Source organism: Streptomyces sp. NPDC059788, assembly GCF_042732265.1.
In the GTDB taxonomy this organism is placed as follows: domain Bacteria; phylum Actinomycetota; class Actinomycetes; order Streptomycetales; family Streptomycetaceae; genus Streptomyces.
Map to the genome: position 1 here is coordinate 43,717 of NZ_JBHWHY010000057.1, position 23,354 is coordinate 67,070.

General features: G+C 73.9%; 21 protein-coding genes. 8 read left to right on the forward strand and 13 right to left on the reverse strand.

Annotated elements, in window-relative coordinates; translation table 11 throughout:
- The first annotated feature begins 114 nt into the window (after positions 1-114).
- The 3 genes from ACFV57_RS36095 to ACFV57_RS36105 are packed head-to-tail and all read left to right on the forward strand — an operon-like array spanning position 115 to position 2,928.
- Positions 115-1,140, forward strand: a complete 1,026-nt coding sequence (locus tag ACFV57_RS36095; RefSeq protein ID WP_385241217.1) for a multicopper oxidase domain-containing protein — start codon at positions 115-117, stop codon at positions 1,138-1,140.
- Between the two features lie 5 nt (positions 1,141-1,145).
- Complete coding sequence (locus ACFV57_RS36100) at positions 1,146-1,949, forward strand: SDR family NAD(P)-dependent oxidoreductase (protein WP_385241220.1); 804 nt, start codon at positions 1,146-1,148, stop codon at positions 1,947-1,949.
- A gap of 13 nt (positions 1,950-1,962) precedes the next feature.
- The gene (locus ACFV57_RS36105) at positions 1,963-2,928 is read left to right on the forward strand and encodes a LysR family transcriptional regulator (RefSeq protein WP_385241223.1); all 966 of its coding nucleotides are present in this window, start codon (positions 1,963-1,965) and stop codon (positions 2,926-2,928) included.
- 36 nt (positions 2,929-2,964) lie between these two features.
- Here ACFV57_RS36105 and meaB read toward each other — a convergent pair whose 3' ends face one another.
- The 3 genes from meaB to ACFV57_RS36120 are packed head-to-tail and all read right to left on the reverse strand — an operon-like array spanning position 2,965 to position 8,126.
- Positions 2,965-3,999: a methylmalonyl Co-A mutase-associated GTPase MeaB gene (gene meaB, locus ACFV57_RS36110; protein ID WP_385241226.1), complete on the reverse strand. Its 1,035-nt coding sequence runs from the start codon at positions 3,997-3,999 to the stop codon at positions 2,965-2,967.
- 9 nt (positions 4,000-4,008) lie between these two features.
- The gene (gene scpA / locus ACFV57_RS36115; protein ID WP_385241229.1) at positions 4,009-6,234 is read right to left on the reverse strand and encodes a methylmalonyl-CoA mutase; all 2,226 of its coding nucleotides are present in this window, start codon (positions 6,232-6,234) and stop codon (positions 4,009-4,011) included.
- Entirely contained in the window at positions 6,234-8,126 is a 1,893-nt protein-coding gene (locus tag ACFV57_RS36120) for a methylmalonyl-CoA mutase family protein (RefSeq protein ID WP_385241232.1), read from the reverse strand. Before ACFV57_RS36120 ends, scpA begins: the two co-directional genes overlap by 1 nt.
- Before the next feature lie 244 nt (positions 8,127-8,370).
- Between ACFV57_RS36120 and ACFV57_RS36125 the strand changes: the two genes are divergently transcribed.
- Entirely contained in the window at positions 8,371-9,636 is a 1,266-nt protein-coding gene (locus ACFV57_RS36125; RefSeq protein ID WP_385241234.1) for a DUF4185 domain-containing protein, read from the forward strand.
- 22 nt (positions 9,637-9,658) lie between these two features.
- Here the strand turns inward: ACFV57_RS36125 and ACFV57_RS36130 are convergent, their stop codons facing one another.
- The 5 genes from ACFV57_RS36130 to ACFV57_RS36150 all read right to left on the reverse strand — a co-directional run bounded on the left by ACFV57_RS36130 (position 9,659) and on the right by ACFV57_RS36150 (position 15,065).
- Entirely contained in the window at positions 9,659-10,057 is a 399-nt protein-coding gene (locus ACFV57_RS36130) for a VOC family protein (protein WP_385241237.1), read from the reverse strand.
- An 89-nt stretch (positions 10,058-10,146) separates the two neighbouring features.
- Positions 10,147-11,847, reverse strand: a complete 1,701-nt coding sequence (locus tag ACFV57_RS36135; RefSeq protein WP_385241240.1) for a CocE/NonD family hydrolase — start codon at positions 11,845-11,847, stop codon at positions 10,147-10,149.
- Between the two features lie 235 nt (positions 11,848-12,082).
- On the reverse strand, positions 12,083-12,652 hold the full coding sequence (locus ACFV57_RS36140) for a hypothetical protein (RefSeq protein ID WP_385241243.1): 570 nt from the start codon (positions 12,650-12,652) through the stop codon (positions 12,083-12,085).
- Positions 12,649-14,361, reverse strand: a complete 1,713-nt coding sequence (locus tag ACFV57_RS36145) for an ATP-binding protein (RefSeq protein ID WP_385241246.1) — start codon at positions 14,359-14,361, stop codon at positions 12,649-12,651. Before ACFV57_RS36145 ends, ACFV57_RS36140 begins: the two co-directional genes overlap by 4 nt.
- Positions 14,358-15,065: a response regulator gene (locus tag ACFV57_RS36150; protein ID WP_385241249.1), complete on the reverse strand. Its 708-nt coding sequence runs from the start codon at positions 15,063-15,065 to the stop codon at positions 14,358-14,360. The genes ACFV57_RS36145 and ACFV57_RS36150 overlap by 4 nt, the downstream gene beginning before the upstream one ends.
- A gap of 190 nt (positions 15,066-15,255) precedes the next feature.
- Between ACFV57_RS36150 and ACFV57_RS36155 the strand changes: the two genes are divergently transcribed.
- Positions 15,256-16,008: a polysaccharide deacetylase family protein gene (locus ACFV57_RS36155; protein ID WP_385241252.1), complete on the forward strand. Its 753-nt coding sequence runs from the start codon at positions 15,256-15,258 to the stop codon at positions 16,006-16,008.
- Between the two features lie 104 nt (positions 16,009-16,112).
- Here ACFV57_RS36155 and ACFV57_RS36160 read toward each other — a convergent pair whose 3' ends face one another.
- From ACFV57_RS36160 to ACFV57_RS36170, 3 genes are all read right to left on the reverse strand, one after another.
- Positions 16,113-16,526: an SsgA family sporulation/cell division regulator gene (locus tag ACFV57_RS36160; protein ID WP_385241255.1), complete on the reverse strand. Its 414-nt coding sequence runs from the start codon at positions 16,524-16,526 to the stop codon at positions 16,113-16,115.
- Between the two features lie 96 nt (positions 16,527-16,622).
- On the reverse strand, positions 16,623-18,233 hold the full coding sequence (locus ACFV57_RS36165; RefSeq protein WP_385241258.1) for a PH domain-containing protein: 1,611 nt from the start codon (positions 18,231-18,233) through the stop codon (positions 16,623-16,625).
- A complete protein-coding gene (locus ACFV57_RS36170; protein WP_385241261.1) occupies positions 18,230-18,748 on the reverse strand; it encodes a PH domain-containing protein in 519 nt (172 codons plus the stop codon). Before ACFV57_RS36170 ends, ACFV57_RS36165 begins: the two co-directional genes overlap by 4 nt.
- A 94-nt stretch (positions 18,749-18,842) precedes the next feature.
- On the opposite strand from ACFV57_RS36170, the gene ACFV57_RS36175 reads away from it, so the two are divergent.
- Entirely contained in the window at positions 18,843-19,454 is a 612-nt protein-coding gene (locus ACFV57_RS36175) for a TetR/AcrR family transcriptional regulator (protein ID WP_385241263.1), read from the forward strand.
- Between the two features lie 97 nt (positions 19,455-19,551).
- On the opposite strand, the gene ACFV57_RS36180 is transcribed toward ACFV57_RS36175, so the two are convergent.
- Positions 19,552-20,520, reverse strand: a complete 969-nt coding sequence (locus tag ACFV57_RS36180) for an aldo/keto reductase (protein ID WP_385241266.1) — start codon at positions 20,518-20,520, stop codon at positions 19,552-19,554.
- Between the two features lie 191 nt (positions 20,521-20,711).
- On the opposite strand from ACFV57_RS36180, the gene ACFV57_RS36185 reads away from it, so the two are divergent.
- On the forward strand, positions 20,712-21,593 hold the full coding sequence (locus tag ACFV57_RS36185) for an isocitrate lyase/phosphoenolpyruvate mutase family protein (RefSeq protein ID WP_385241269.1): 882 nt from the start codon (positions 20,712-20,714) through the stop codon (positions 21,591-21,593).
- Positions 21,594-21,617: 24 nt separating this feature from the next.
- On the opposite strand, the gene ACFV57_RS36190 is transcribed toward ACFV57_RS36185, so the two are convergent.
- Positions 21,618-22,031 (reverse strand): SsgA family sporulation/cell division regulator, encoded by a 414-nt coding sequence (locus ACFV57_RS36190; RefSeq protein ID WP_385241272.1) that lies wholly within the window; start codon positions 22,029-22,031, stop codon positions 21,618-21,620.
- Positions 22,032-22,313: 282 nt separating this feature from the next.
- Between ACFV57_RS36190 and ACFV57_RS36195 the strand changes: the two genes are divergently transcribed.
- On the forward strand, positions 22,314-23,354 hold a 1,041-nt coding region (locus ACFV57_RS36195), incomplete at its 3' end, for a sigma factor (RefSeq protein WP_385241275.1).

Genomic DNA, 23,354 nt, shown 5'->3' on the forward strand with positions numbered 1-23,354 from the left:
CAAGAGCTATGGCCGTAAGCGGCCCAACTTTGTCCTGAGTGTGGATAAACGAAGATCGTGCGGCTACCGTCCCAGGCGTCCCCTTGGACCCGTCCCTTCGGCCGTGGGAGCACGATGACCGAGGAATCCGACGTCCCCAGACGCAGGTTCAACCGCCGTCTCCTCGCCGGAGGCGCCGCCGTCGCGGCCCTCGGCCCGGCCGCGGTGCCCGCCGCGGCCGCCGGGCGCCCGGCGGGGACGGGCCGCTCGGCCGTCGGCGCGGGCGCGGTCAGGCACCTCAAGCTCTACATCGAGGAACTGCCGGACGGACAGCTCGGATACGGCCTGGAGAAGGGGAAGGCGAGCATCCCTGGACCGCTGATCGAACTGGTCGAGGGCGACACCCTGCACGTCGAGTGCGAGAACACCCTGAAGACCGCGGCCAGTCTGCACGTCCACGGCCTCGACTACGACGTGGCGAGCGACGGCACCCGGATGAACCGCAGCCACCTGGAACCGGGCGCCACCCGCACGTACACCTGGCGCACCCACGCCCCGGGCCGGCGCGCGGACGGCACCTGGCGGCCGGGCAGCGCGGGCTACTGGCACTACCACGACCACGTCGTGGGCACCGAACACGGCACCGGCGGCATCCGACGCGGCCTGTACGGGCCGGTGATCGTGCGCCGCCGCGGCGACCCGCTGCCCGACCGGCAGTTCACCATCGTCTTCAACGACATGACGATCAACAACCTGCCGAAGGGGCCGGACTTTCGGGCCACGGTGGGCGACCGCGTCGAGATCATCATGATCACGCACGGCGAGTACTACCACACCTTCCACCTCCACGGTCACCGCTGGGCGGACAACCGCACCGGCGTCCTCGAAGGGCCCGACGACCCCAGCCGGATCATCGACAACAAGATCACCGGCCCCGCCGACTCCTTCGGCTTCCAGTTCCTCGCGGGGGAGGGCGTGGGGGCCGGCGCCTGGATGTACCACTGCCACGTCCAGAGCCACTCCGACATGGGCATGGCCGGGCTGCTCCTGATCGCCAAACCGGACGGCACGGTCCCCGGACACGACGGGCACGGCAGCCACGACGGTCACGGAGGCCGGGCAGGTCACAAAGAGGCGCCGCCGCGGCCTGCTGCACAATGATCGGCATGACAGAGACGACGGGTACGGACACGGCGCGGGGCGCGGCCGGCGGCGGGCTGCTGGACGGCAAGGTCCTGCTGATCACCGGGGCGGGGCGCGGCATCGGCGCCGCCGCGGCCCGGCTGTTCGCGCGGGAGGGGGCCGCGGTCGTGCTGACGGCGCGGACCGGCCCGGAACTGGCCGCGGTGGCCCAGGAGATACGCGCGTCGGGCGGCACCGCCGATCACGTCGCCGCGGACCTGGCGGACCCCGCCGCCGTACAGCGCGCGGTGGACACGGCCGTGGAGCGCCACGGCCGCCTGGACGGCGCGTTCAACAACGCGGGCATGGGCATCGGACACGCCCCGCTCGCCGAGATCCCCGTCGAGGAGTTCGACCGGATCACCGCCGTCAACCACCGGGGCGTCTGGCTGGCGATGGCCGCCGAGATCCGGGCGATCACCGCCACCGCGGGCACCGGCGCCATCGTGAACAACAGCAGCGTCGGCAGCCTGAAACCGTCCGCCGGGATGAGCCTGTACGGCGCCTCCAAACGGGCCGTCAACAGCCTCACCCAGACCGCCGCCGTCGAGTACGGACCGCAGGGCATCCGCGTGAACGCCGTCGCCCCCGGCACGACCATGACCGCCATGATCGAGGACTGGGCCGCCCGCGAACCGGACGTCGTCGACCGGCTCACGGCCCGCACCCCGCTGCGCCGCGCGGCCGCCCCCGAAGAGGTGGCGCAGGCCGCCGCGTGGCTGCTCAGCGACCGGGCCTCGTACGTGACGGGCGCCATCCTGCCCGTCGACGGCGGCCTCACCGTCTGAGCGGGCGACCGGAGTGGACCTGACGGCCCTGCGGACCTTCCGGGTGGTGGCCCGGCACGAGCACATCAGTCGGGCGGCTGCCGAACTGCGGGTCGCGCAGCCCGCGGTGAGCCGCACGATCGCCCGGCTGGAGGCGGAGCTGGGTGTTCCGCTCTTCGACCGGCAGGGACGTTCCGTCCGCCTGAACCGGTACGGCTCCCTCTTCCTGCGCCGTGTCGAGCGTGCGCTGGGCGAGCTGGACGACGCGCGGCGGGAACTGGCGGACGCGGCGGGGCTCGACCAGGGGCGGGTGGTGGTCGCCGCCGAGACACTGCTGACGCTCTCGTCGCTGCTGTCGGCCTTCCGGGCAGCGCACCCCGGCGTCGAGATACGGCTCCACCAGTCGACCGCCGAAGTGATGCTCCGTCAGCTCGCGGCGCGCGAGGTGGACTACTGTGTCGCGTCGCAGCCGCTGCCCGGGGCGGGGCTGCGTTCGGTGGTGCTGATGGAGGAGGACGTGCTGCTGGCCGTCCCGCCGGGGCACCGGCTGGCCGGCCGGGGGAGCGTCGGACTGGCGGACGTCATGGACGAGCCGTTCATCACCACGCGCCCCGGGCACTGGCAGCGCGCGCTGCTCGACCGGCTGTTCGCCGCGGCGGGCCGCACTCCGGTCGTCACCTGCGAGGGCGACGAGCCGGCCGCGACCCAGTTCATGATCGGCGCCGGGCTCGGCATCGGCCTCATCCCGCAGATCGCCCGCAACGAGTCGGCCGAGGCGCCGGTCCACTGGCTGCGCCTGGACGTACCGGGCTGCCGCCGCACGCTCAGCCTGGTGCGGCGCGCGGACACCTACGTCTCCGAGGCGGAGCGGCGCTTCGAGGAGGCCGCTGCCGCCCACTTCGCGGGCCGTGGCACACCGTACGGAGCGAGCACCGACTCCGGACGGCGGCACGCCTCACCGCCCCCTGGGGAGGGCTCGTGCCGCCCCCCGACCCCGTGACGGTGCCGGAGCCCGGGGGCACCACCGGCCCGGCCGCTACAGTTCGCCGTCCGGCATCCCGAACGCCTTGAGGATGCGCTCCGCCGCGAGCGTCGCCGTCAGCGTGCCCGCCCGCACCTCCCGCTCCACCTCCGGCGCCACGCCCCGCACCCCGGGGTGGTCCCGGAGCCGGTTCAGCAGCTGCTCGCGGACCATCGACCAGGTCCAGTCGACCTGCTGGTCGCGCCGCTTGTCCGCCAGCGCCCCGGTGGACTCCAGCAGCTTGCGGTGCTGCTCGACGCGGTCCCACACCGTGTCCAGGCCGGTGCCCTCGCGGGCGCTGCACGTCAGGACCGGCGGGGTCCAGGCGGCGTCCGGGGGCTGGAGCAGGCGCAGCGCGCCGGACAGCTCCCGGGCCGCCGACTTCGCGTCGCGCTCGTGCGGCCCGTCCGCCTTGTTGACCGACACCAGGTCGGCCAGCTCCAGGACGCCCTTCTTGATGCCCTGGAGCTGGTCGCCGGTGCGGGCCAGGGTGAGCAGCAGGAACGTGTCGACCATGTTGGCGACGGCGGTCTCGGACTGGCCGACGCCCACCGTCTCGACGAGCACCACGTCGTAGCCCGCCGCCTCCATGACGACGATGGACTCCCGCGTCGCCCGCGCCACCCCGCCGAGCGTGCCCGAGGTGGGGGAGGGGCGCACGAAGGCCGCCGGGTCCGCGGCCAGCCGCTCCATCCGCGTCTTGTCGCCCAGGATGGAGCCGCCGGTACGGCTGGAGGACGGGTCGACGGCCAGCACGGCGACCCGGTGCCCGGCCCCCGTCAGCTGGGTGCCGAGCGCGTCGATGAAGGTCGACTTGCCGACCCCGGGCACTCCGCTGATGCCCACCCGCCGCGCCGCGCCGGAGTGCGGCAGCAGCTCGACCAGCAGCCGCTGCGCGAGCGCCCGGTGGTCGGCCCGGGTGGACTCCACCAGCGTGATGGCGCGCGCGATCCAGGCCCGGGAGCCCTCGCGCACACCCGCCGCGTACTGGTCGATGTCGATCGTCGGTCGCTTGCGGGCCGCTCGGGGCCGGGGCGTCTCAGGCGTCAACGTAGCGGCTCACAGGTCGTGGCCGAGGACCCCGGCGAGGTCCTTGACCAGGTCGTACGCGGCATCGGGGATCACCGTGCCGGGTGGGAAGACGGCCGCGGCGCCCGCCTCGTGCAGCGCCGGGATGTCGCCGGGCGGAATCACCCCGCCGACCACGATCATGATGTCCTCCCGGTCCTGCGCCGCCAGCTCCTCGCGCAGCGCGGGCACCAGCGTCAGGTGGCCGGCGGCCAGCGAGGAGACGCCGACGACGTGCACGTCCGCCTCCACCGCCTGCCGGGCGACCTCCGCCGGCGTCTGGAACAGCGGGCCGACGTCCACGTCGAAGCCCAGGTCGGCGAAGGCGGTCGCGATCACCTTCTGGCCGCGGTCGTGGCCGTCCTGGCCCATCTTGGCGACCAGGATGCGCGGCCGGCGGCCTTCCGCCCGCTCGAACTCCGCCACCAGGTCCCGGGTCCGGTCCACGCCGGAGGACGGCCCTGCTTCGTCTCGGTACACACCGGAGATCGTACGGATCTGGCCGGAGTGGCGCCCGTAGACCTTCTCCAGTGCGTCGGAGATCTCACCGACCGTCGCCATCGCGCGCGCCGCGTCCACCGCCAGCGCCAGCAGGTTGCCCTCCAGGCCCTGGCCGGGCCCGGCCTCGGCGGCGGCGGTCAGCCTGCGCAGCGCGTCCTGGCAGGCCGTCTCGTCGCGCTCCTCGCGCAGCCGCCGCAGCTTGTCGATCTGCTGCGCGCGCACCGCCGAGTTGTCGACCTTCAGCACGTCGATCTGCTCGTCGGTGTCCACCCGGTACTTGTTGACGCCGATCAGCGCCTGCCGCCCCGAGTCGATCCGCGCCTGGGTACGGGCCGCGGCCTCCTCCACCCGCAGCTTCGGGATGCCCGCGTCGATGGCCTTGGCCATGCCGCCGGCCGCCTCGACCTCCTCGATGTGCTGCCAGGCCCGGCGCGCCAGGTCGTGGGTGAGCTTCTCGACGTACGCGCTGCCACCCCACGGGTCGATGACCCGGCAGGTGCCCGACTCCTGCTGGAGGAAGAGCTGGGTGTTGCGCGCGATGCGGGCGGAGAAGTCGGTGGGCAGGGCGAGGGCCTCGTCCAGCGCGTTGGTGTGCAGCGACTGGGTGTGGCCCTGCGTCGCGGCCATCGCCTCCACACACGTACGCGTGACGTTGTTGAACACGTCCTGCGCGGTCAGCGACCAGCCGGAGGTCTGCGAGTGGGTGCGCAGCGACAGCGACTTGGGGTTCTTCGGCTCGAACCGCCGCACCAGCTTCGCCCACAGCAGCCGGGCGGCCCGCAGCTTGGCGATCTCCATGAAGAAGTTCATGCCGATCGCCCAGAAGAAGGAGAGCCGCGGCGCGAAGGAGTCCACGTCCATCCCCGCGTCGATGCCCGCCTTCAGGTACTCGACGCCGTCCGCGAGGGTGTACGCCAGCTCCAGGTCGGCCGTCGCGCCCGCTTCCTGGATGTGGTAGCCGGAGATGGAGATGGAGTTGTAGCGCGGCATCTTCTGCGAGGTGTACGCGAAGATGTCGGAGATGATCCGCATCGAGGGGCGCGGCGGATAGATGTAGGTGTTGCGGACCATGAACTCCTTGAGGATGTCGTTCTGGATGGTCCCGGCCAGCTTCTCGGGCGGTACGCCCTGCTCCTCGGCGGCCACGATGTAGAGCGCGAGGACGGGCAGCACCGCGCCGTTCATCGTCATCGACACCGTCATCTTGTCCAGCGGGATGCCGGAGAAGAGCTGCCGCATGTCGTAGATCGAGTCGATGGCCACGCCCGCCATGCCGACGTCGCCGGTCACCCGCGGGTGGTCGCTGTCGTAGCCGCGGTGGGTCGGCAGGTCGAAGGCGACGGACAGGCCCTTCTGACCGGCCGCCAGGTTGCGCCGGTAGAAGGCGTTGGACTCCTCGGCGGTGGAGAATCCCGCGTACTGGCGGATCGTCCAGGGCTGGTTGACGTACATCGTCGGGTACGGGCCGCGCAGATACGGCGTGATGCCCGGGTACGTCCGCAGGAAGTCCAGCCCGGCCAGGTCCTCGCCGGTGTACAGCGGCTTGACCTCGATGCCCTCGGGCGTCTCCCACACCAGGTCGTCGACGCCCTTGCCGGTGGCCTCCTGCACGGCGGCCGTCCACTGCGCCGCGTCGCCCTCCGGGGCCCGCGGCTCACCCAGCTCGACCGTGCTGAAGTCCGGGATGGCGCCCGCCTGCCGTGTCGCGTGCTCCATCACGCCACCTCCATGACATCCAGGGCCGAGGACAGCACCCCGACCGCGTCGCAGCCCGCGAAGACGAAGGCGTCCACTCCGGCTCGTTCATATGCTTCCCGGCGCTCGCCCGGTTTCCCGGCCAGCAGCACCTGGCGTGCGCCCGCCGCCTTCAGCGCCGCCGCGACCTCGGCCGCCTGCTCGGCGTAGAGAGCGTCGCTCGAACACAGACAGGCGATACCCGCACCGCTGGCCGTGAACGCCCCGGCCGCCGTCTCCGCGTCCACCGAGACCGGGTCGTGCACCGGCTCGACGCCGCCCGCCTGGAAGAGGTTGGCGGCGAAGCCGGCCCGCGCGGTGTGCACCGCGGCCGGCCCGAGCGCCGCGAGGAACGCCTTCGGGCGGTCGCCGGTGGCCGCCAGATGCGCGTCCGAGCGGGCGCGCAGCGCCTCGTACGCCTCGTCCCGGCGCACCCGCGGCAGCCCGCCGCCCGCCGGTACGGGCGCCGCCGCGCGCTCCACCGCGGGCTCCGCGAGGAACGGGAACTCGCTCACGCCGGTCACCGGTTCGCGCCGGTGCGCGAGGTCCGCGGAGCGCTTGCGCCAGGTCGACGCCAGCCGCTCGCCGACCAGCCCGGAGCCGAGCGCCGCGGCCTGCCCGCCCGCGGCCTCGATCTCCTGGAACCAGCCCCACGCGGCGCGGGCCAGCTCGTCGGTCAGCCGCTCGACGTACCAGGAGCCGCCCGCCGGGTCGATCACCTTCGACAGGTGCGACTCGTCCAGCAGGATGGACTGGGTGTTGCGCGCGATACGGCGGGCGAACGCGTCCGGCAGCCCGAGCGCCGCGTCGAACGGCAGGACGGTGACGGCGTCGGCGCCGCCCACCCCCGCCGAGAGGCCCGCCACGGTGGTGCGCAGCATGTTCACCCACGGGTCCCGACGGGTCATCATGACCGTCGAGGTCACCGCGTGTTGGCGCTGCGCCCGCGCGGCGGGGGAGGCGCCGCACACCTCGGCGACCCGCGACCACAGCCGCCGGGCGGCCCGCAGCTTGGCGATGGTCAGGAACTGGTCGGCGGTCGCCGCGTACCGGAACTCCAGCTGCGCGCACGCGGCGTCCACGCCGAGGCCCGCCGCGGTCAGCTCCCGCAGGTAGGCCACGCCGGTGGCCAGCGAGCAGCCCAGCTCCTCGGTGGTCGAGCCGCCCGCCTCGTGGTACGGCAGCGCGTCCACGGCCAGCGCGCGCATCCGCGGCGCCTCGTCGGCGCACCGGCGGGCCAGCCCGGCCGCCGCCTCCAGCTGCCCGGCCAGCCCGTCCGCGCCGCCGGTGCGTGCCACCATGCCCAGCGGGTCGGCGCCCAGGGTGCCCGCCGTCTCGGACGGCGCCACGCCCTTCTCGGCGCAGAGCCGGAACCACGCCTCGGCCGCCGCGGCGAACTCCGCGCCGGGCTCCAGGGCCACGGCGGCCAGGTCCAGATAGACCCCGTCGAGCGCGGTGGCCAGGTCCGCCGCGGGTACCCCGCCGTCCCCGACGGTCAGCCACAGCGAGGTGACGCCGTTCTCCAGGTCGGCGAGGGCCGCCTCGTTGACGCGCCGGGGATCGGTGTCCGCGTGGCGCTGCCGTACGTCCCAGCCCGCGACGGTGCTGCCGGTGGCGCGGCCGGCCCGTACGAACGGGGGGAATCCGGGGCGGCCGGTGGCGTCGGCGGCGGCGGGTGCGTCCTCGGAGGTGTAGAGGGGACGGACCTGGATGCCGTCCTGGAGCGCGGTGGAGAGCGCGTCTTCGGCGGCGGCGCCGGCCGCCTCCGCGGCGCCCGTCTTGCGCAGGACGCCTTCGACCAGGCGCTGCCACTGCTCGCGGTCCGCGTCGGGGAACGCGGCGGCCAGAGGGAGTTCGGGGGGCTGGACGGTCATGGCAGCAGGCTAGGCGAACGGCCGTTTGCCGCAGCAGGGCATCGGGCTGTGACCTTGCACTCGTTGACCTGGGGTTGCTCCATTGGGAAGCTCTACGATCACCCTACCGGCGGTAGCGTTACCCGCGAGTAAGTACCCTGCGGGCGGGCGGATCGCCCGCATTTGCGGCAGGTCGGAGTGTTCTGCGTCCGCCGAACGGCCGCTTCTGTACGGTGGGCGGCCCGCCGCCGTGACGAGGAGGGACATGCGCGTGCCCCCGGTCGGGCGAACCGTCGCCGTGGCGGCGGCGCTGGCCCTGCTCGCCGCCGTGGCCGTGCTGATCGCACTGCCGGGCCGCGAGGGCCCGGCGTGCCCCCCGCGGCAGATCACCTCATGGTCCGCCGAGTCCCGCATCACCGGCGAGTTCACCCGCTACGGCAACGACAACACCCGCGTGGACGACTGGACCGGCGGCGACGGCACCCACTCCGTCCGGCTGCCCGACGGCCGGACCCTGTGGCTCTTCTCCGACACCTTCCTCGACCGGGTCCAGCCCCCGCCCAACCTGCACGGACAGCCGCACCCCTGGCGCTCCTCCGACACCGGCCGCGACCCCGCACCGACCCACAACTCCCTCGTCGTCATGGACCGCGCCGGCCGTCTGGAGCAGACCCTGACCGGCACCACCGGCGTCGGTCCCGGACCGTTCTTCCCCGACACACCGGACGGCTGGCGCTGGCCGGTGCAGGCGCGCGTGGAGCCGCGCGCGCCCGGCTCCCCCGAACAGGTCGTACGGGTCCTGCTCTGGAACCGGACGCCGGGTCAGGGCCCATGGGTCTTCGGCGTGCCCCGCTCGACCGAGGTGGCCACCCTCACCCTGCCGGACCTGCGACTGGAGAGCATCGCCCCGGCCGTCGACCAGGCCGCCGTGCGGGACCCCGCGCGCCGGGTCCTGTACGGCACCGCCTCCGTACAGGACGGCGCGTGGACCTACGTCTACGGCGGTGACGACGGGCCCGAGCGCCCCAGCTCGAACGCCTACCTCGCACGGGTGCCGAACGGGCAGCTGGGCGAGACCGGCGCCTGGCGCTTCTGGGACGGGCGGAGCTGGCAGCCGCGGGCCGACCGGGCGGCCCCCGTGATCCGCGAGGGCCGGGGGCGCGGCGTCGGCAGCTCCTTCACCGTCGTCCGGGACGGCGGCACCTGGGTGCTGCTGACCATGGATAACCCCGGAGCCCCGGGCGACGCCCTGTCGTCCGTCACCGCGTACTGGGCGTGCTCGGCCCAGGGCCCCTGGCACGGGCCGGCCGGGCGCCTCGCCCCGCCCCGGCCGGCCGACCCCACCGGACAGCACCGCGTCGCCGCCTACAACCCGCAGGCCCACCCGGAGTTCACGGCCGGCGGCGGGCTGCTGGTCAGCTACGACATCAACTGGCTCGGCCCGCCGGGCGCCCCCTCCGTCGCCCAGGTCAACAGCGACGTCGACCTGTACCGGCCGCGCTTCCTGCGGCTGCGCCTGGGCCACGGGTGAAGCGCCGCACGCGGCCCGGCGCTCAGTCGGTCTTCGGCCCCGACATGAGCGAGCAGCGCAGCGAGAACGGGTGTCCGGCCGGGTCGGAGTAGATCCGCACCTCGCGGGGGCCGGTGTCGTCCTTCGTGTCCAGCGGGCGCGCGCCGAGGCCGACCGCCTTGCGCTCGGCCTCGTCCATGTCCGCCTCGTCCACCAGGAGGTCCAGATGGGCCTGGAGCGAGCTGTCCGGGCGCGGCCAGGTGGGCGGCGTCATGTTCAGGTCCCGGCGGAAGGACAGCTGCGCGCCGTCGGTGACGACCTCGACCCGGTCGGGCAGATGCTCGGTGTGTATCTCGCCCTCCAGGAATTCGGCGTAGAAGTCCGCCAGTTTCTCCGGGTCGGCGCAGTCGAGCACGATCACGGCGGCTTTGACCAGTCCCATGACATCTCCTCGGCCCCGTGGGCCCTCGGCAGGGCACCGTCACCGGTGCCGGCCACGCGGTGCGCGGGCCGCAGCGACGAGTACCGCGGTCAGGCCGGTTCACTCCCGCCGGACGGGGCCGGGGCGGTCATCAGCGGCAGCACGACCGCGGAGGGGCGGCCCGGCTCGTGGAAGACCTCGAACCGCACCGGGCGGCAGGCGACGGCCGACGCGACCGGCTCACCGGTCCCGTGATGGCGTGCGAACCGCGGGAACGCGCCGCCCGCCACCTGCACCCGCAGGCAGTGCCCGCGCAGGAAGCGGTAGCCGGTCGGGTGCATCTCCACCCGGGCCGTCACCACTCCGTCGGCGTCCGCGCCCGGCGCGCCGGGGCGCAGCCGCAGGATGCCGTCGGTGACGTTGCGGGACATCCCGGACCGGTCCACGTCACACAGCCGTACGAAGACATCGCCGTGCCCCGAGTCCGTACGGACGTGGACCTCGGCCGACACCGGGCCGATCAGGTCGAGGTCGCGGGGCAGCGGCCGGCCGGTGAAGACCAGCACGTCGGGCCGCTGTTCGACGGCCGAGTTGTCCTGCTGCCGGATCTCGCCCGGCAGCAGCAGCGGGCCGCCGGCCGACGGGGTCGGGTCGGCGCCGTCATAGGTGAAGCGGTCGGGCGGGCTGTCCGGCGGCCCGGACCAGTCGAGCCCGCCGGACGGCTGGAGGCGCAGCGGCGTCGGCACGGACTGCGGCGGCGGCCACCGGTCGAAGTCCAGCCAGCGGCCCGCCCGCTGGAGGTAGAGCCGGACCGGCGACTGGTGCAGCTGCGTGGTGTCACCGGCCAACTGGGCGCTCAGCCATGACACATGGTCGGTGAGCGTGGCCTTCAGCGCGTTGCGGTCGTGGGCCCACGGGCCGATCGTGATCCGCGAGCGGCGCCCGGCGGCGGTGAGCGCCGCGAAGTCCCGCAGCTGGTACGGCAGGAACAGGTCCCACCAGCCGGTCACCATGCTCGTCGGGGTGGCCGTCCGCAGCGCCGCGGCACGGTGGTCGATCGGCGCCCAGAAGTCGTCCCCCGGCTCCGCGTGCGCGCTGACCTCGCGCAGGAAGCGCTCGGGCCGCCCTATGGCCGCCAGGTCGGACTCGCCGACGGGCAGCCTGCGCATCGCGCGCTGCACCCGGCGGTCCTGGAGGGGGCTCGGCAGCAGACCGCCGAGCGGTGCCTCCTCCTGGGTGCCCGTCGCGGACGACCACACCAGCATGTTGTGCAGCGCCAGCACCCCGCCCGGGTAGAAGGCGGCGGGGAAGTCGGAGGTGGTGATGCCCAGGCACATCGCCTCCAGCGGCGGGTCGAGGTACGGGCCGAGCGCCCACTCCGCGTACCCGAGGTAGCTGGCGCCCGCGGTGGCCAGCCGGCCGTCGCACCACGCCCGTTCGCGCAGCCACGCCGCGGTCGCCAGCCCGTCCTCCTTCTCGTGCACGAAGGCGTGGAACTCGCCGCCGGAGCCGAAGACGCCGCGCACGTTCTGCGCCACGACCTGGAAGCCCCGCCGCGCGAGCACCCCCGCGAACAGTTTGATGTCGGGCTTGTGCTTGCCGTACGGGGTGCGCAGCAGCACCACCGGCAGCGGCCCGGCGCCGCGCGGCCGGTAGCGGTCGGCGAGCAGCACGGTGCCGTCCCGCATCGGCACCCGCAGGTCGCGGACGCACTCGACATCGGTCGCGACCGGCTCGGGCATGTCCAGGTACCGGTCGACCAGGCGGGCGAGCGCCCGCCCGGTCCTGTCCCGCAGCACGGATTCCGCCATCGTGCCCTCCCGTCGTCCCTTGGTCCGGTGGTCCCGGCGAGGCGGGTTACGCAGTGTCCGCGGGCGTCACTCCCTGTGCGGTTCCGGGAGGGTGCCCGGGTGGTCCAGTGTCCGGCTTCCCGGGGTGACGCGCATGTACGCACCCGGGCCGAGGGCGGCAGCGGCCGGGAACGCAGCAGGTCCGCGGCCCGGCCGCCGCCACCGGTGCGGTGGCGGCTCCGGCGGCTTGGCGGCGTCAGCCGGCCGGCTTGGCGGCGACCGAGGGGCCGGGCTGGATGAGCGGGAAGGCGTTGGTGCCGCCGCACACCATCGGGCCGACCCGCACCCCCTCGCCCACCAGCGTCACCCGGACTTCCGCGGGGCTGCGGCCGCCGGGTACGGAGGCGTTGGCGGCGGTGCACACCAGCTGGCTCATGGATGGGGTGTCGAGCCGCTTGGCGTTCATGGGCAGCTGCACGGTGACCGTGCCGTCCTGCGCGTCCGCGGTGACCGGGCCGGGCAGGACGGGCAGCACGTTGGTGAGCCCGCGCTGCCGTTCGGCGTCGTTGGGGCCCGCCAGCAGCAGCTGGATCGCCTCGTCCGGGCCGACCGGCGCGTTCGCGGGACGGCTGGCGGCGCGCATCCCGGCCGGGCCGAGGAAGTACAGCTGCACGTCGGGCGCGGGCTTTCCGGGCGCCTTGACGCCGTGGGCGGGCTCGCCCGCGTCGATCACACCGGTCGGCGCGATACCGCAGCCGGCCAGGGTGCCCGCCAGCAGCCCGCCCAGGGCGATCCGCCGGGCCCGCGCGGAGTTCGGCACGCTCACGTCTGGTCCGCCTTTCCGGCCGGCGCGGCCTGCCCTCGTCCGTGCGGCCCGCCCGCCGGGGCCTTCGCCGGGCGGTCGCCGTCGTCGTCCGCCGTGTCCCGGCCGCCGTCCGGGCCGCCGCCGTCCGGGCCCGCCGGGGTGCCGCCCGTACGGTCGGCGCCGGTGCCGTCAGCGGAGTCCCGCGACGGCTCCCCGGCCGCGTCCGGCGGCTGCGCGGCGTCGTCCGCCCCGCTTGCGGGCAGCGGCAGTTCCACGGTGAACACCGCGCCGCCGTCCGGACCGTTGGCGGCCTGCATGATCCCGCCGTGCAGCCGTACGTTCTCCATGGCGATCGCCAGACCCAGCCCGCTGCCCTCGGAACGGGCCCGCGCCGAGTCCGCCTTGTAGAAGCGGTCGAAGACGTGCGGAAGCACCTCGGGGTCGATGCCGGGGCCGCTGTCCACGATCCGGATCACCAGCCGGCCGTCGCCCGGCTCCGGCGCCCGCAGCAGCACCCGCACCGGCTCCCCGCCGTGGTGCAGCGCGTTGCCGACCAGGTTGGCCACCACGACATCCAGCCGCCGCGGGTCCAGGCGGGCCCGCACCCCCTCCGGCAGCTCGGTGCCCACCCGGTCCTGCCAGGCCCTGGCCTGCAGCGTCTTGCGGATCGTCTCGGCGACGTCCACCTCGTCCAGATGCAGCGCGGCGGCCCCGGCGTCGAAGCGCGAGACCTCCATGAGGTCCTCGACCATCCGGGCCAGCTTGCCGGTCTCCTGGCTGATCAGCCGGACGGCGGAGGCGGTGTCGGGGTCGAGCGCGTCGGCGTCCTCGTCGAGCACGTCGGTGACGGCCGTCATCGCGGCGAGCGGCGTGCGCAGCTCGTGCGAGACGTCCGCCGCGAACCGCCGGGAGTTGGCCTCCATACGGCGCAGGTCCGCGACGCTCTCCTCCAGCTTGGCGGCCATGTCGTTGAACGTCCGCGACAGGTCGGCCAGCTCGTCGGCGCCCTTGACCTCCAGCCGCGTCTCCAGCTTGCCTTCGGCGATCCGCCCGGCGGCCTGCCGCAAGCCGCGCACCGGCCGCAGCACGCCGCGCGCCGCGAGCAGCGCGGGGACCACGGCCAGCGCGAGCACCGGCAGGGCGCCCCGCTGCGCGGCGCTCACCAGCGCCTCGACGTTGGCCTCCTCGGCGTACAGCGGGAGCTGCGCGTAGACGGACAGCGGGGACGCCTTGCGGCTCTCGGTCTGCGACTGCATCACCGGCATACCGATCAGCAGCCACGGGTCGCCGTTGCGGTCCACCCGCTGGAACGCCGTCACATGCCGGGTCTCGACCGACGCGCGCAGCTCGGCGGGGACGTCGACGCGGCGGCGCACCTCGCTCGGGTCGTTCTCAGCGACGCCCTTGTACTGGACGTAGACGTCCCAGTCGCGGGCCTTGCCGGAGCGGTCCAGCTGCCGGGTGAACTCGTCCACGTCCGCGCGGGTCGGCGGCACCGCGAGGTCGGGCGCGAGCGAATTGACCTGCCCCCGCAGGTCCTTGATCGCGGTGTCCTGGGAGCGCTGGAGGATGGCGTTGCGGGCCTCACGGTAGGTCAGCGCCGCCGTGGTGAGCGCGCTGACCGCGGCGACCAGCAGGAACGCCACGACGAGCCGGACCCGCAGCCCGCGCGGCAGCGAACGGGGGAGGAGGGGGCGCCGCGCGCGGCCGGCGGGCCGGGGGCGCTTCACAGAGGGCCGAAGCGGTAGCCGAAGCCACGCACGGTCTGGACGTACCGCGGGCTGCGCGGGGTGTCCTCGATCTTCGTACGGAGCCGCATCACGCACGCGTCCACCAGACGCGCGTCGCCGTGGTAGCTGTGCTCCCACACGTGCTCCAGCAGCTGCTGGCGGCTGAAGACCTGCCCGGGGGTCGCGGACAGGAACAGCAGCAGCTTCATCTCGGAGGGGGCCAGCGGCAGGTCCGTGCCGCTCTTGGAGACGACGAGTCCGGCGCGGTCCACGGCCAGTTCGCCGTAGGTCTCCACGGGCGCGGGCCCCGGCTCGGCGGGACCGGCGTCCCCGTCGGCGGGCAGCGCGGTGCGCCGCAGCACCGCCCGGATACGGGCCTCCAGCACTTCGCCGCGTGCGGGCTTGACGATGTAGTCGTCGGCGCCCGCCTCCAGCCCGAGCACCACGTCCAGGTCGTCGCCGCGTGCGGTGAGCATGATGATCGGCAGCTGGCGGTCGGCGCGGATGTGGCGGCAGACCTCGAATCCGTCCTTGCCCGGGAGCATCAGGTCCAGCAGCACGATGTCGGGGCGGAAGGCGGGGAGGAGGTCCAGGCCGTCCTCGCCGCTGGCCGCCGCCGCCACCTCGTGGCCGCGCCGGCGGAGCGCGAGGGTGACTCCGTCGCGCACGGCGGCGTCGTCCTCGATGAGAAGTACTCGGGGCATGGGACCAGTATCAATAAGTTTCATGATGGATCGGTAACAGGCGCATCCTGCTCACTGTTCTTCGCATCTGTCGGGATGCAAGGCAGTGAACGCGCGAGTGCACCGCAGGGGGAAAGCGTACGGCGCCGACGGGGGCGCCCGTACATGTGTCCGCGGTGGCACGCGCACGGCAACAGGGACGGGATACGCAATGGCACGGCACGGCAAGCGGGGCGGGATCATCACGGCGGCCGCGGTGGCGGCGGCGTCGCTGGGGGTGGCCGGTTATCTGACCTTCGGGCAGTCCGGCGCGACCTCCGAGGCGCACGCCGGCACGACCGAACAGGCACGGGCCCCGCAGGTCGATCCGAGCATCGTGCACGCCTCCGACCGCCCCGGCAAAAGCCTCAACATCACCATCGACGACGGGCCCGACCCGGTGTGGACCCCGAAGGTGCTGGACGTGCTGAAGAAGAACGGCGTCAAGGCCACCTTCTGCATGATCGGCCCGCAGGCGAAGGCGCATCCCGACCTGGTGAAGAAGGTGGCGGCGGCCGGGCACAAGCTCTGCGACCACACCATCAGCCACAACACCGGCATGGACCACCGGCCCGACACCTACCAGTCGCAGCAGATAGTCGACGCGCAGCAGATGATCGAGAAGGCGGCGGACGGCCCGCGGGTCGACTACTACCGGGCGCCGGGCGGCGCGTTCACCCCGTACAGCAGGAAGCTGGCCGCTGAGCGGGGGATGCGTCCGCTGGGCTGGAACGTGGACAGCAAGGACTTCGAGCGGCCGGGCACCGACGCGATCGTGCGCACGGTGCGCAAGGAACTGCACAACGGGCCGACGGTCCTCTTCCATGACGGTGGCGGCGACCGCAGCCAGACCGTCGCGGCGCTGGACCGGCTGCTGCCGTGGATGAAGCAGCAGGGGTACGGATTCGGTTTCCCGAAGCGCTGACCGCGGGCGTGGGAAGCGGCGTCGGGGCCCCGGCCCGGACGCCGCTTCCCCGACCCCGCTTCTCGGGCCCCGTTTCTCAGGCCCCGTTTCTCAGGCCCCGCCTCTCACGCTTCGCCGAGCAGTTCCGCGAGGCCGCGGTCCACGTCGAGGTGCTGCTGCTCGTGGCCCGCGGGCACGGCCTGGTACGTACGGTCCAGGAAGCGGCGCAGGTCGGCGGTGACGACCTGGACCATCGCGACGCCGTCCTCGACGTGGAACTCCAGCACCGTCCGGTCCCGGCCCAGCGGGCGCACCCGTACGTCGCCGCCGCCCGTAGCGGACCGGAGCCCCTCGGCGAGCAGTTCGCGGGCGAAGGCCCAGTCGACCGCGGCGCCGTCCAGCGAGATCTCCGGAGGAAAGGAGATCCGCACCGCGAGCGGGTCGGCTGGGTGGTAGTGCAGGACCGCGGGCACGGCGTGCGGGCCGGGCGCGGTCGCGATGAGACGTACCTGGACGGCTTGGTCGATGACACTGTGCACCGCGGCTGCTCCCTTACGGCTGTCGGGTCGGGGACATGGCTTACGCCATGTAGGACGGTGTGCCCGCCCTCACCGTGCACGTGACAGGGGTGTGATCTATGTCATGTCCACATCGTCATGGTTGTGATGCAACGGGTGGGTTGACAAGGTTTCGCGATCACGGCAGAAGCCGGAAATCCGTGCCCCGTACGCCGGCTCGTTCGGACCGTACGCCAGGAACTCCTCCAGGATTCCGGGGGCCGCGGCCGCCGCCAGGGCCGGCGCGTCCCCGGCCGGGAGGTCCCGTACGTGATAGCCGTCCTCGCCGGCGGCGACCGCCGCGGTGAGCGTGACCAGCCCGGCCCGCCGGGTGAACGGCGAACTGGTGAACGTCCAGGCCGCGACCGCCTCGCGCTGGAGCACCACGGTGTCCCGGCTGAACGTGCCGGAGCGCGTGACGAGGTACCGCCCGTCGACGGCGTGCCCCAGGCCGCGGTACGCGTCACGGGCCAGCCACCGCGTCACCGGCACCGACAGCAGCGCGAAGACCCAGGCGCAGTGCAGCAGTACGGGAGTCAGGAAGGCGCCGAGGGCGGCGAGGGCGACGGTGCCGGGGAGCGTGACGAAGAGCAGCCCGCGCGTGCGGCGCCGGCGCAGCGCGGCCTTCGGGTGGGCGCGCAATCCGGCGTCGGGGAAGCCGGTGCGGAGCGTTCCCGACGCCGTGCGCACCGCCTCCGTGCGCGGCGCGGGTGGCAGGATGACGCTGCGTTTGCGGTTCTCCTCCTGGTTGCCCAGGCCGCCCGCGATCGCGCGTACGGTGGCGCCGCCGCCCGCCCGCAGCAGCAGTGGCTCCCGCAGGACCACGCCGCGCAGGCGGGCCCGTTCGATGGTCACCGACCGGGTGGTGAACAGGCCGCGGCGTACCCGCAGTGTGTGCGCGTCGGTCCATTCCAGGCGGAACTTCCACCAGCCCTCGACATAGAGGGCGAGCGCGCCGGCCGTGCCGAGGGCCACGACGGCCAGCAGCGCCAGCGGGATCGTCACCCACAGCGCACTGGCGCCGAACTCGTCGAACGCGCTGCGGACGATGCCCAGTTTCCACGGCTCGATGCCGGCGCCGTCCAGGATGCGATAGGCGCCCCCGGCGGCGGCGAACACCCCGCCGATCACCCAGAAGGTGAGCGGCGCGTAGCGCAGCCAGCGCCAGTTGATGCGCGAGACGACCGGGTCCTCGGACGCCGCGCGGGCGTCCGCGCGGGCGAGCAGTGTGGTCCGCAGCCGCTCCGCGTCGGCCTTGGTCAGCGCTTCCAGGGAGAGTTCGCCGCCGCCGTCCGAGGAGCCCGCGGTTCCGGCGCGCAGGACGGTCACGCCGAGCAGCCGGTGCAGTGGCGAGGCGGTCAGATCGACCGTACGGATGCGGTGCAGCGGTACGGACCGCAGCCGCCGGGTCAGCACCCCGCTGCGCACCTCGAAGGAGTCGTGGGTGACGCGGTAGTGCGTACGGGCCCAGCGGATCAGCCCGAGCACGGTGAGGACCGCGAAGGAGCCCGCGATGGCGGCCAGCGTGATCCAGGCGCCGGTCTCGATCCGGCCGCCGGTGGCCAGCGCGGTCAGGGCGAACGAGCCGAGCGGCGCGGCCATCCAGCCGCAGTGCACCAGGAGGGTGCGCCGGTCCAGCCGGTGCCACCGCGCCGGCGCGCCGGGGGCGGGGGGTGCGGCGGTGGTCACGCGGCATCACCCGGCACGGCCTGCGCGGCCTCGCCGATCCGGCGCGACAGCTCCTCGGCGTCCGCGTCGGACAGCCCGGCTATCTTCACGTCGCCGGCGGTGGAGGCGGTGGTGACGGTGACCGTCGCGAGCCCGAACCGCTGCTGCACGGGGCCGCGCACGGTGTCCACGGTCTGCACCCGCGACAGCGGCGCGATCCGCCGCTTCTGCCAGAACCAGCCGCCCGCCGCGTACACCGCGCGGCCGCCCAGCTCCCAGGCGTGCACCGAGTACCGCCACCGCGGCATGACCAGCAGGTAGCCGAGTGCCGGCAGCACCAGCACGACGAGCAGGAGCGGGCCGAGCCAGGGCAGGGCGCCGGGGAAGAACAGCACCGAGCAGACCGCCAGGGCGAGCGCGGTGAGCAGCATCGGTCCGCTGACCGTCAGCAGCGCCTGGACGGTCCACCAGCGGCGGGCGCGCGGATCGACCCGGTTGCGGGGCGGCCGCAGCAGGGGGGCGGCGGGAGCGGGCATGAGGGTCCCCGTTCTTTTGCAAGTCGCATGTATTGAGTAGCGGTACGTTATAACGGTACGAGCGACTTGTAAAAGAAGGCGAGGCCACGGTCACGTGCCGAAGAAGGTGGACCATGAGGCGCGGCGCCGGGAGATCTCCCAGGCGCTGTGGCGGATCGCGAGCACCCGGGGACTGGAGGGCGCGAGCCTGCGCGACGTCGCCGCCGAGGCCGGCATCTCCCTGGGGCGGCTCCAGCACTACTTCCGCACCAAGGACGAGATGCTCGTCTTCGCGCTGCGCCATATCGAGACCCTCGCCCAGCAGCGCATCCGCGCACGCATCGAGGCGCTGGACGAGGAGCCCACGCCCCGCGTCGTCCTCCGCGCGTGCCTGACGGGGATGCTGCCCCTGGACGAACAGAGCCGCACCGGCTTCCTGGTGGGCGTGGCCCACTTCCACCGGGCCGTCCACGACCCGTCCCTGCGCACCGACGCCCGCGACGGCATCCCCAGGCTGCGCGCCTTCTTCGCCGACCAGCTGCGTACGGCCATGGAGCGGGGCGAGGTGCGCGCGGAACACGACGCCGAAGCCGAGGCGATGGTGCTGATCTGCCTGATCGACGGCCTCTCGACGTACATCCTGCTGGACGTGCACACCCCGGAGAAGGCCGTCGAGCTCCTGGACATGCACCTGGCGCGCCTCTTCGACGGGGCCGGCGCGGGGTGAGGGCGGGGCGCGGGGAAGGCGCGACGGCCGGGGAAGCCGTCGCGCCTTTCGCCGCAGGGTCCGGCGTGCGGTGATCCGCTCGGTACGCCGGGGGCCCTCAGTAGCGGGTGCCCTCGGCCGCGGGCAGGGCGTCCAGCTCCGCCAGCGCCGCCGACGGCAGGGCGACGTCCGCCGCACCGGCGTTGTCCACCAGGTACTTCGGGGTCTTGGTGCCGGGAATCGGGATGACGTACTGCCCCTGGGCGAGCACCCACCCGAGGGCGACCTGCGCGGGGGAGACGCCGTACCGCCCGGCGATGGCGCGGACCTTGCCCACCAGCTCCAGGTTGGCCTTCAGCGCGTCCTGCTGGAAGCGCGGCAGGCGGCGGCGGAAGTCGTCCTCGGACAGCTCGTCGAAGGAGGTGATGCTGCCGGTCAGGAAGCCGCGGCCGAGCGGCGAGAACGGCAGGAAGGCGATGCCCTGCTCCTCGCAGTACGGCAGCACCCCGTCGAGGGCCTCCCGGGTCCACAGCGACAGTTCGGACTGCACGGAGGCGACCGGGTGCACGGCCTGGGCGCGCCGGATCTCCTCGACGGTCGGCTCCGACAGCCCGATCTGCCGGGCCTTGCCCGCCTCCACGGCCTCGGCCAGCGCGCCCCAGCTCTCCTCGACCGGGACCTCCGGGTCGACGCGGTGCAGCTGGTAGAGGTCGACATGGTCGGTGCCCAGGCGGCGCAGGCTCGCGTCGATGGAGCGGCGGATGTGCTCGGGGCGGCCGTTGCGCACCAGCGCGGTGTGGTCGCCCGGCTTGTCCGCGGCGGACTCCAGCCCCACCTTCGTCGCCAGGACCACCCGGTCCCGGTGGCCGCCCGCCAGCGCCCTGCCCACCAGCTCCTCGTTGGTGTACGGGCCGTAGACGTCGGCCGTGTCGATCAGCGTCACGCCGAGGTCGATCGCCTGCCGGACGACGTCCACGGAGGTGGCGTCGTCCCGGCCGTCCGGGTCGTAGGCGTGGGTCATGCCCATGCAGCCGAGACCTATGACGCCGACCTCGGGGCCGTTGCTGCCGAGCGTGGTGGTGCGCATGGTGATGCTCCTCGAAGAGTGCCGTGGTCGGTTCGGCACTCACTCTTCATGCTGGAGCGCACTCGAAGTCAAGCGGCCGCCGAAACGGTACGCGAGCCCCGGAGCCGTCCGGCGAACCGGCCGCACGCGGGACAACGTACAGGTCGGAAACTCGCCGGTGCGGCGCCCCGGTTGCTGCTGGACTGTGGCACATGAACGACTCTTCGACTCCGGACACCCCGACCGCCCCCGCACTCGCGGACAAGGCCCGCGCCTTCCGTTCCCTGCACGACGACGCCCGACGGCACGGTGCCCCGCTGGCGCTGCCCAACGCCTGGGACACCGCGAGCGCCCGCATCATCGAGGAGGCGGGCGCGCCCGCCATCGCCACCACCAGCGCGGGCGCCGCCTGGAGCCTCGGTCTGCCGGACGGCGACCGGCTCGGCCGCGACCGGGCGCTGGACCTGGTCGCGCGGATCGCCGCCGCCGTCACGGCCCCCGTCACCGCGGACATCGAAACCGGTTACGGGCACGGCCCGAAGGACGTCGCCGAGACGGTCCGCGCGGTCGTCGCGGCGGGCGCGGCCGGCGTCAACATCGAGGACGCCACGCACGGCGGGCCCGCCCCGCTGCGGCCCGCGCGGGAGCAGGCGGACCGGCTCGCCGCCGCGCGCCGGGCGGCGGACGCGGCCGGTGTGCCGCTGTTCCTCAACGCCCGGATCGACACCTATCTGTCGGCGGCCGGCGAGGACGCGGAGGCACGGCTCAAGGAGACGCTGGAGCGGGCGTCCGTCTATGTAGAGGCAGGAGCGGACGGGATCTTCGTACCGGGCGTCGTGGACCCCGCGACCGTACGGGCGCTGGCCGCGGGCATCCCGGTCCCGCTGAACGTGATGGCGGGCCCCGGGGCGCCGTCCGTCGCCGAACTCGGCGCGCTCGGCGCCGCCCGGGTCAGCGTCGGCTCGGGCATCGCGCAGGCCGTACACGCCCTGGTGCGCGGTGCCGCCCGCGAGATCCTTACCGCCGGCACGTACGGGACGCTGGCGGGCGGCCTCGACTACGGCGAGCTGAACACCCTCCTCGGGCGCGGCTGAGGCAGGACCGCCGCACCCGGCGGCCTACGCCTCCCGCAGCAGGGCCGCGAGGTCGCCCTCGACGTCCAGGTAGCGGCCCTCGCTGCCCAGAGGCACCACACCGTAGGACCGCATCAGGAACCTGCGCAGGTCACGGGCCTGGAACTGCACCATGGCCAGGCCGTCGGCGGTGTGGAACTCCAGCATCGTGTTGTCCGGGCCGCACGGCCAGATGTGCACGTCACCCCTGCCGGACGGCTCCCGCAGGCCGTCCGTCAGCAGGTCGCGGGCGAACGTCCACACCACCTCGGCGCCGTCCAGCGACGCCACCGGCGGGAAGACGACCTGCACCGCGAGCGGATCGCCGCTGTCGTAGCGCAGCCGCGCGGGCACCTTCCTCGACCGGGGCACGGTCGCGATGAGACGGGCGTGGACGGCTTGGTCGATGACGTAGGGCATCGCCGGCTCCCTGGATGCTCGTGTGTACGGGTCCTTGCCTCTATGACCCGTAAGACGCGTCCTGTATTACGCCAGTGCGCCCGACGACTGCGTGAAGTGCGTCACGAACTTTTGGTTGTGGGGATCTGTGCTCCTTACGCTTGCGAAATCCAAGCAAGACCGCCCGAACCGGAACGCGTCTGCCCGGAAGTGCGTACCGATGACCGGGCCCCTGGCGTCCGGCCGGGCACCGCTCCTGGCGCGTCCGGACAGCGGGGGTGACACGTCAGGGGTTGTAGGTCCATGTCCGAAGCATCCGCAGAGTCCCAGGCGTCGGCGGCGGACCACTACACCAGGCTCTACGAGAGCGAACACCCGCGCCTGGTCGCCTACGCGCGCTCGCTGACCACCAACGCCTGGCTCGCGGAGGACCTCGTCGCCGAGGCGCACTTCCGGGTCTGGCGCCGCATCCAGGCCGGTCACCGCATCGACAACGTCCCGGCCTACCTGCGCACCACCATCCGGCACCTAGCCTCGGCCGTCGGCGCGGCGGCCTCCCGCGAGATACCGCAGGACCCCGAGGACGGGCAGGTATGGCCGGCCACCGGGCCGGCGGCCGAGAGCGCGGACCCCGCGCAGCGCGTCGCCTACGTCGACCTGCTCGCCCGTGTCATGGGCCGCCTCCCGCAGCGCTGGGTCACGGCGCTGTGGCTGGCGGAGGCCGAGGACCAGCCGCTGGAGGCGGTCGGCAAGGCGATCGGCGCGGGCAAGGGCGCGACGGCCGTCCTCCTGCACCGGGCCCGGGAGGGCATGCGGCAGGCGTTCCTGGGCTCGGTGCCCGGGACACCGGACAACCCGGCGTGCGGGGCGCACTGGGAGCGGATGCCCGCGTTCGTACGGGGCGAGGCCACCGCGAAACAGGCCGACGGCGTCACCGGCCACCTCGCCGGCTGCCCCGACTGCCAGGCCCGCATGGCGCTGCTGACCCGCGCCAACGACCGGCTGCCCGCCCTCACCGGGCCCGCGCTGCTCGTGCTCCTGGCGGGCGGCTCGGCGAAGTTCCTGCTGCCGCTCGCAGGCGCGGGCGCCGCCGCGGCCGGAGGCGGGCACACGGCCGGGAGCGGCGCGCTCCACTCCGTACAGAAGTCCGTACGGCATCTCCTGCGCGGCCAGATCGGGCAGGCCGGGCCGGTGGCCGCCACCGTCGCGGGCGTCGGGGTCGCGGTGGTCGCCGGTGTGGCGGTCGCCGCCGGTATCGCGCTGACCGGCGACGACGTGCCGTCGCCGGCCGGGCGGGCGGCCGCGGCGCCGGGGGCGCCCGGGGACGGCGACGCGAGGCCGGGC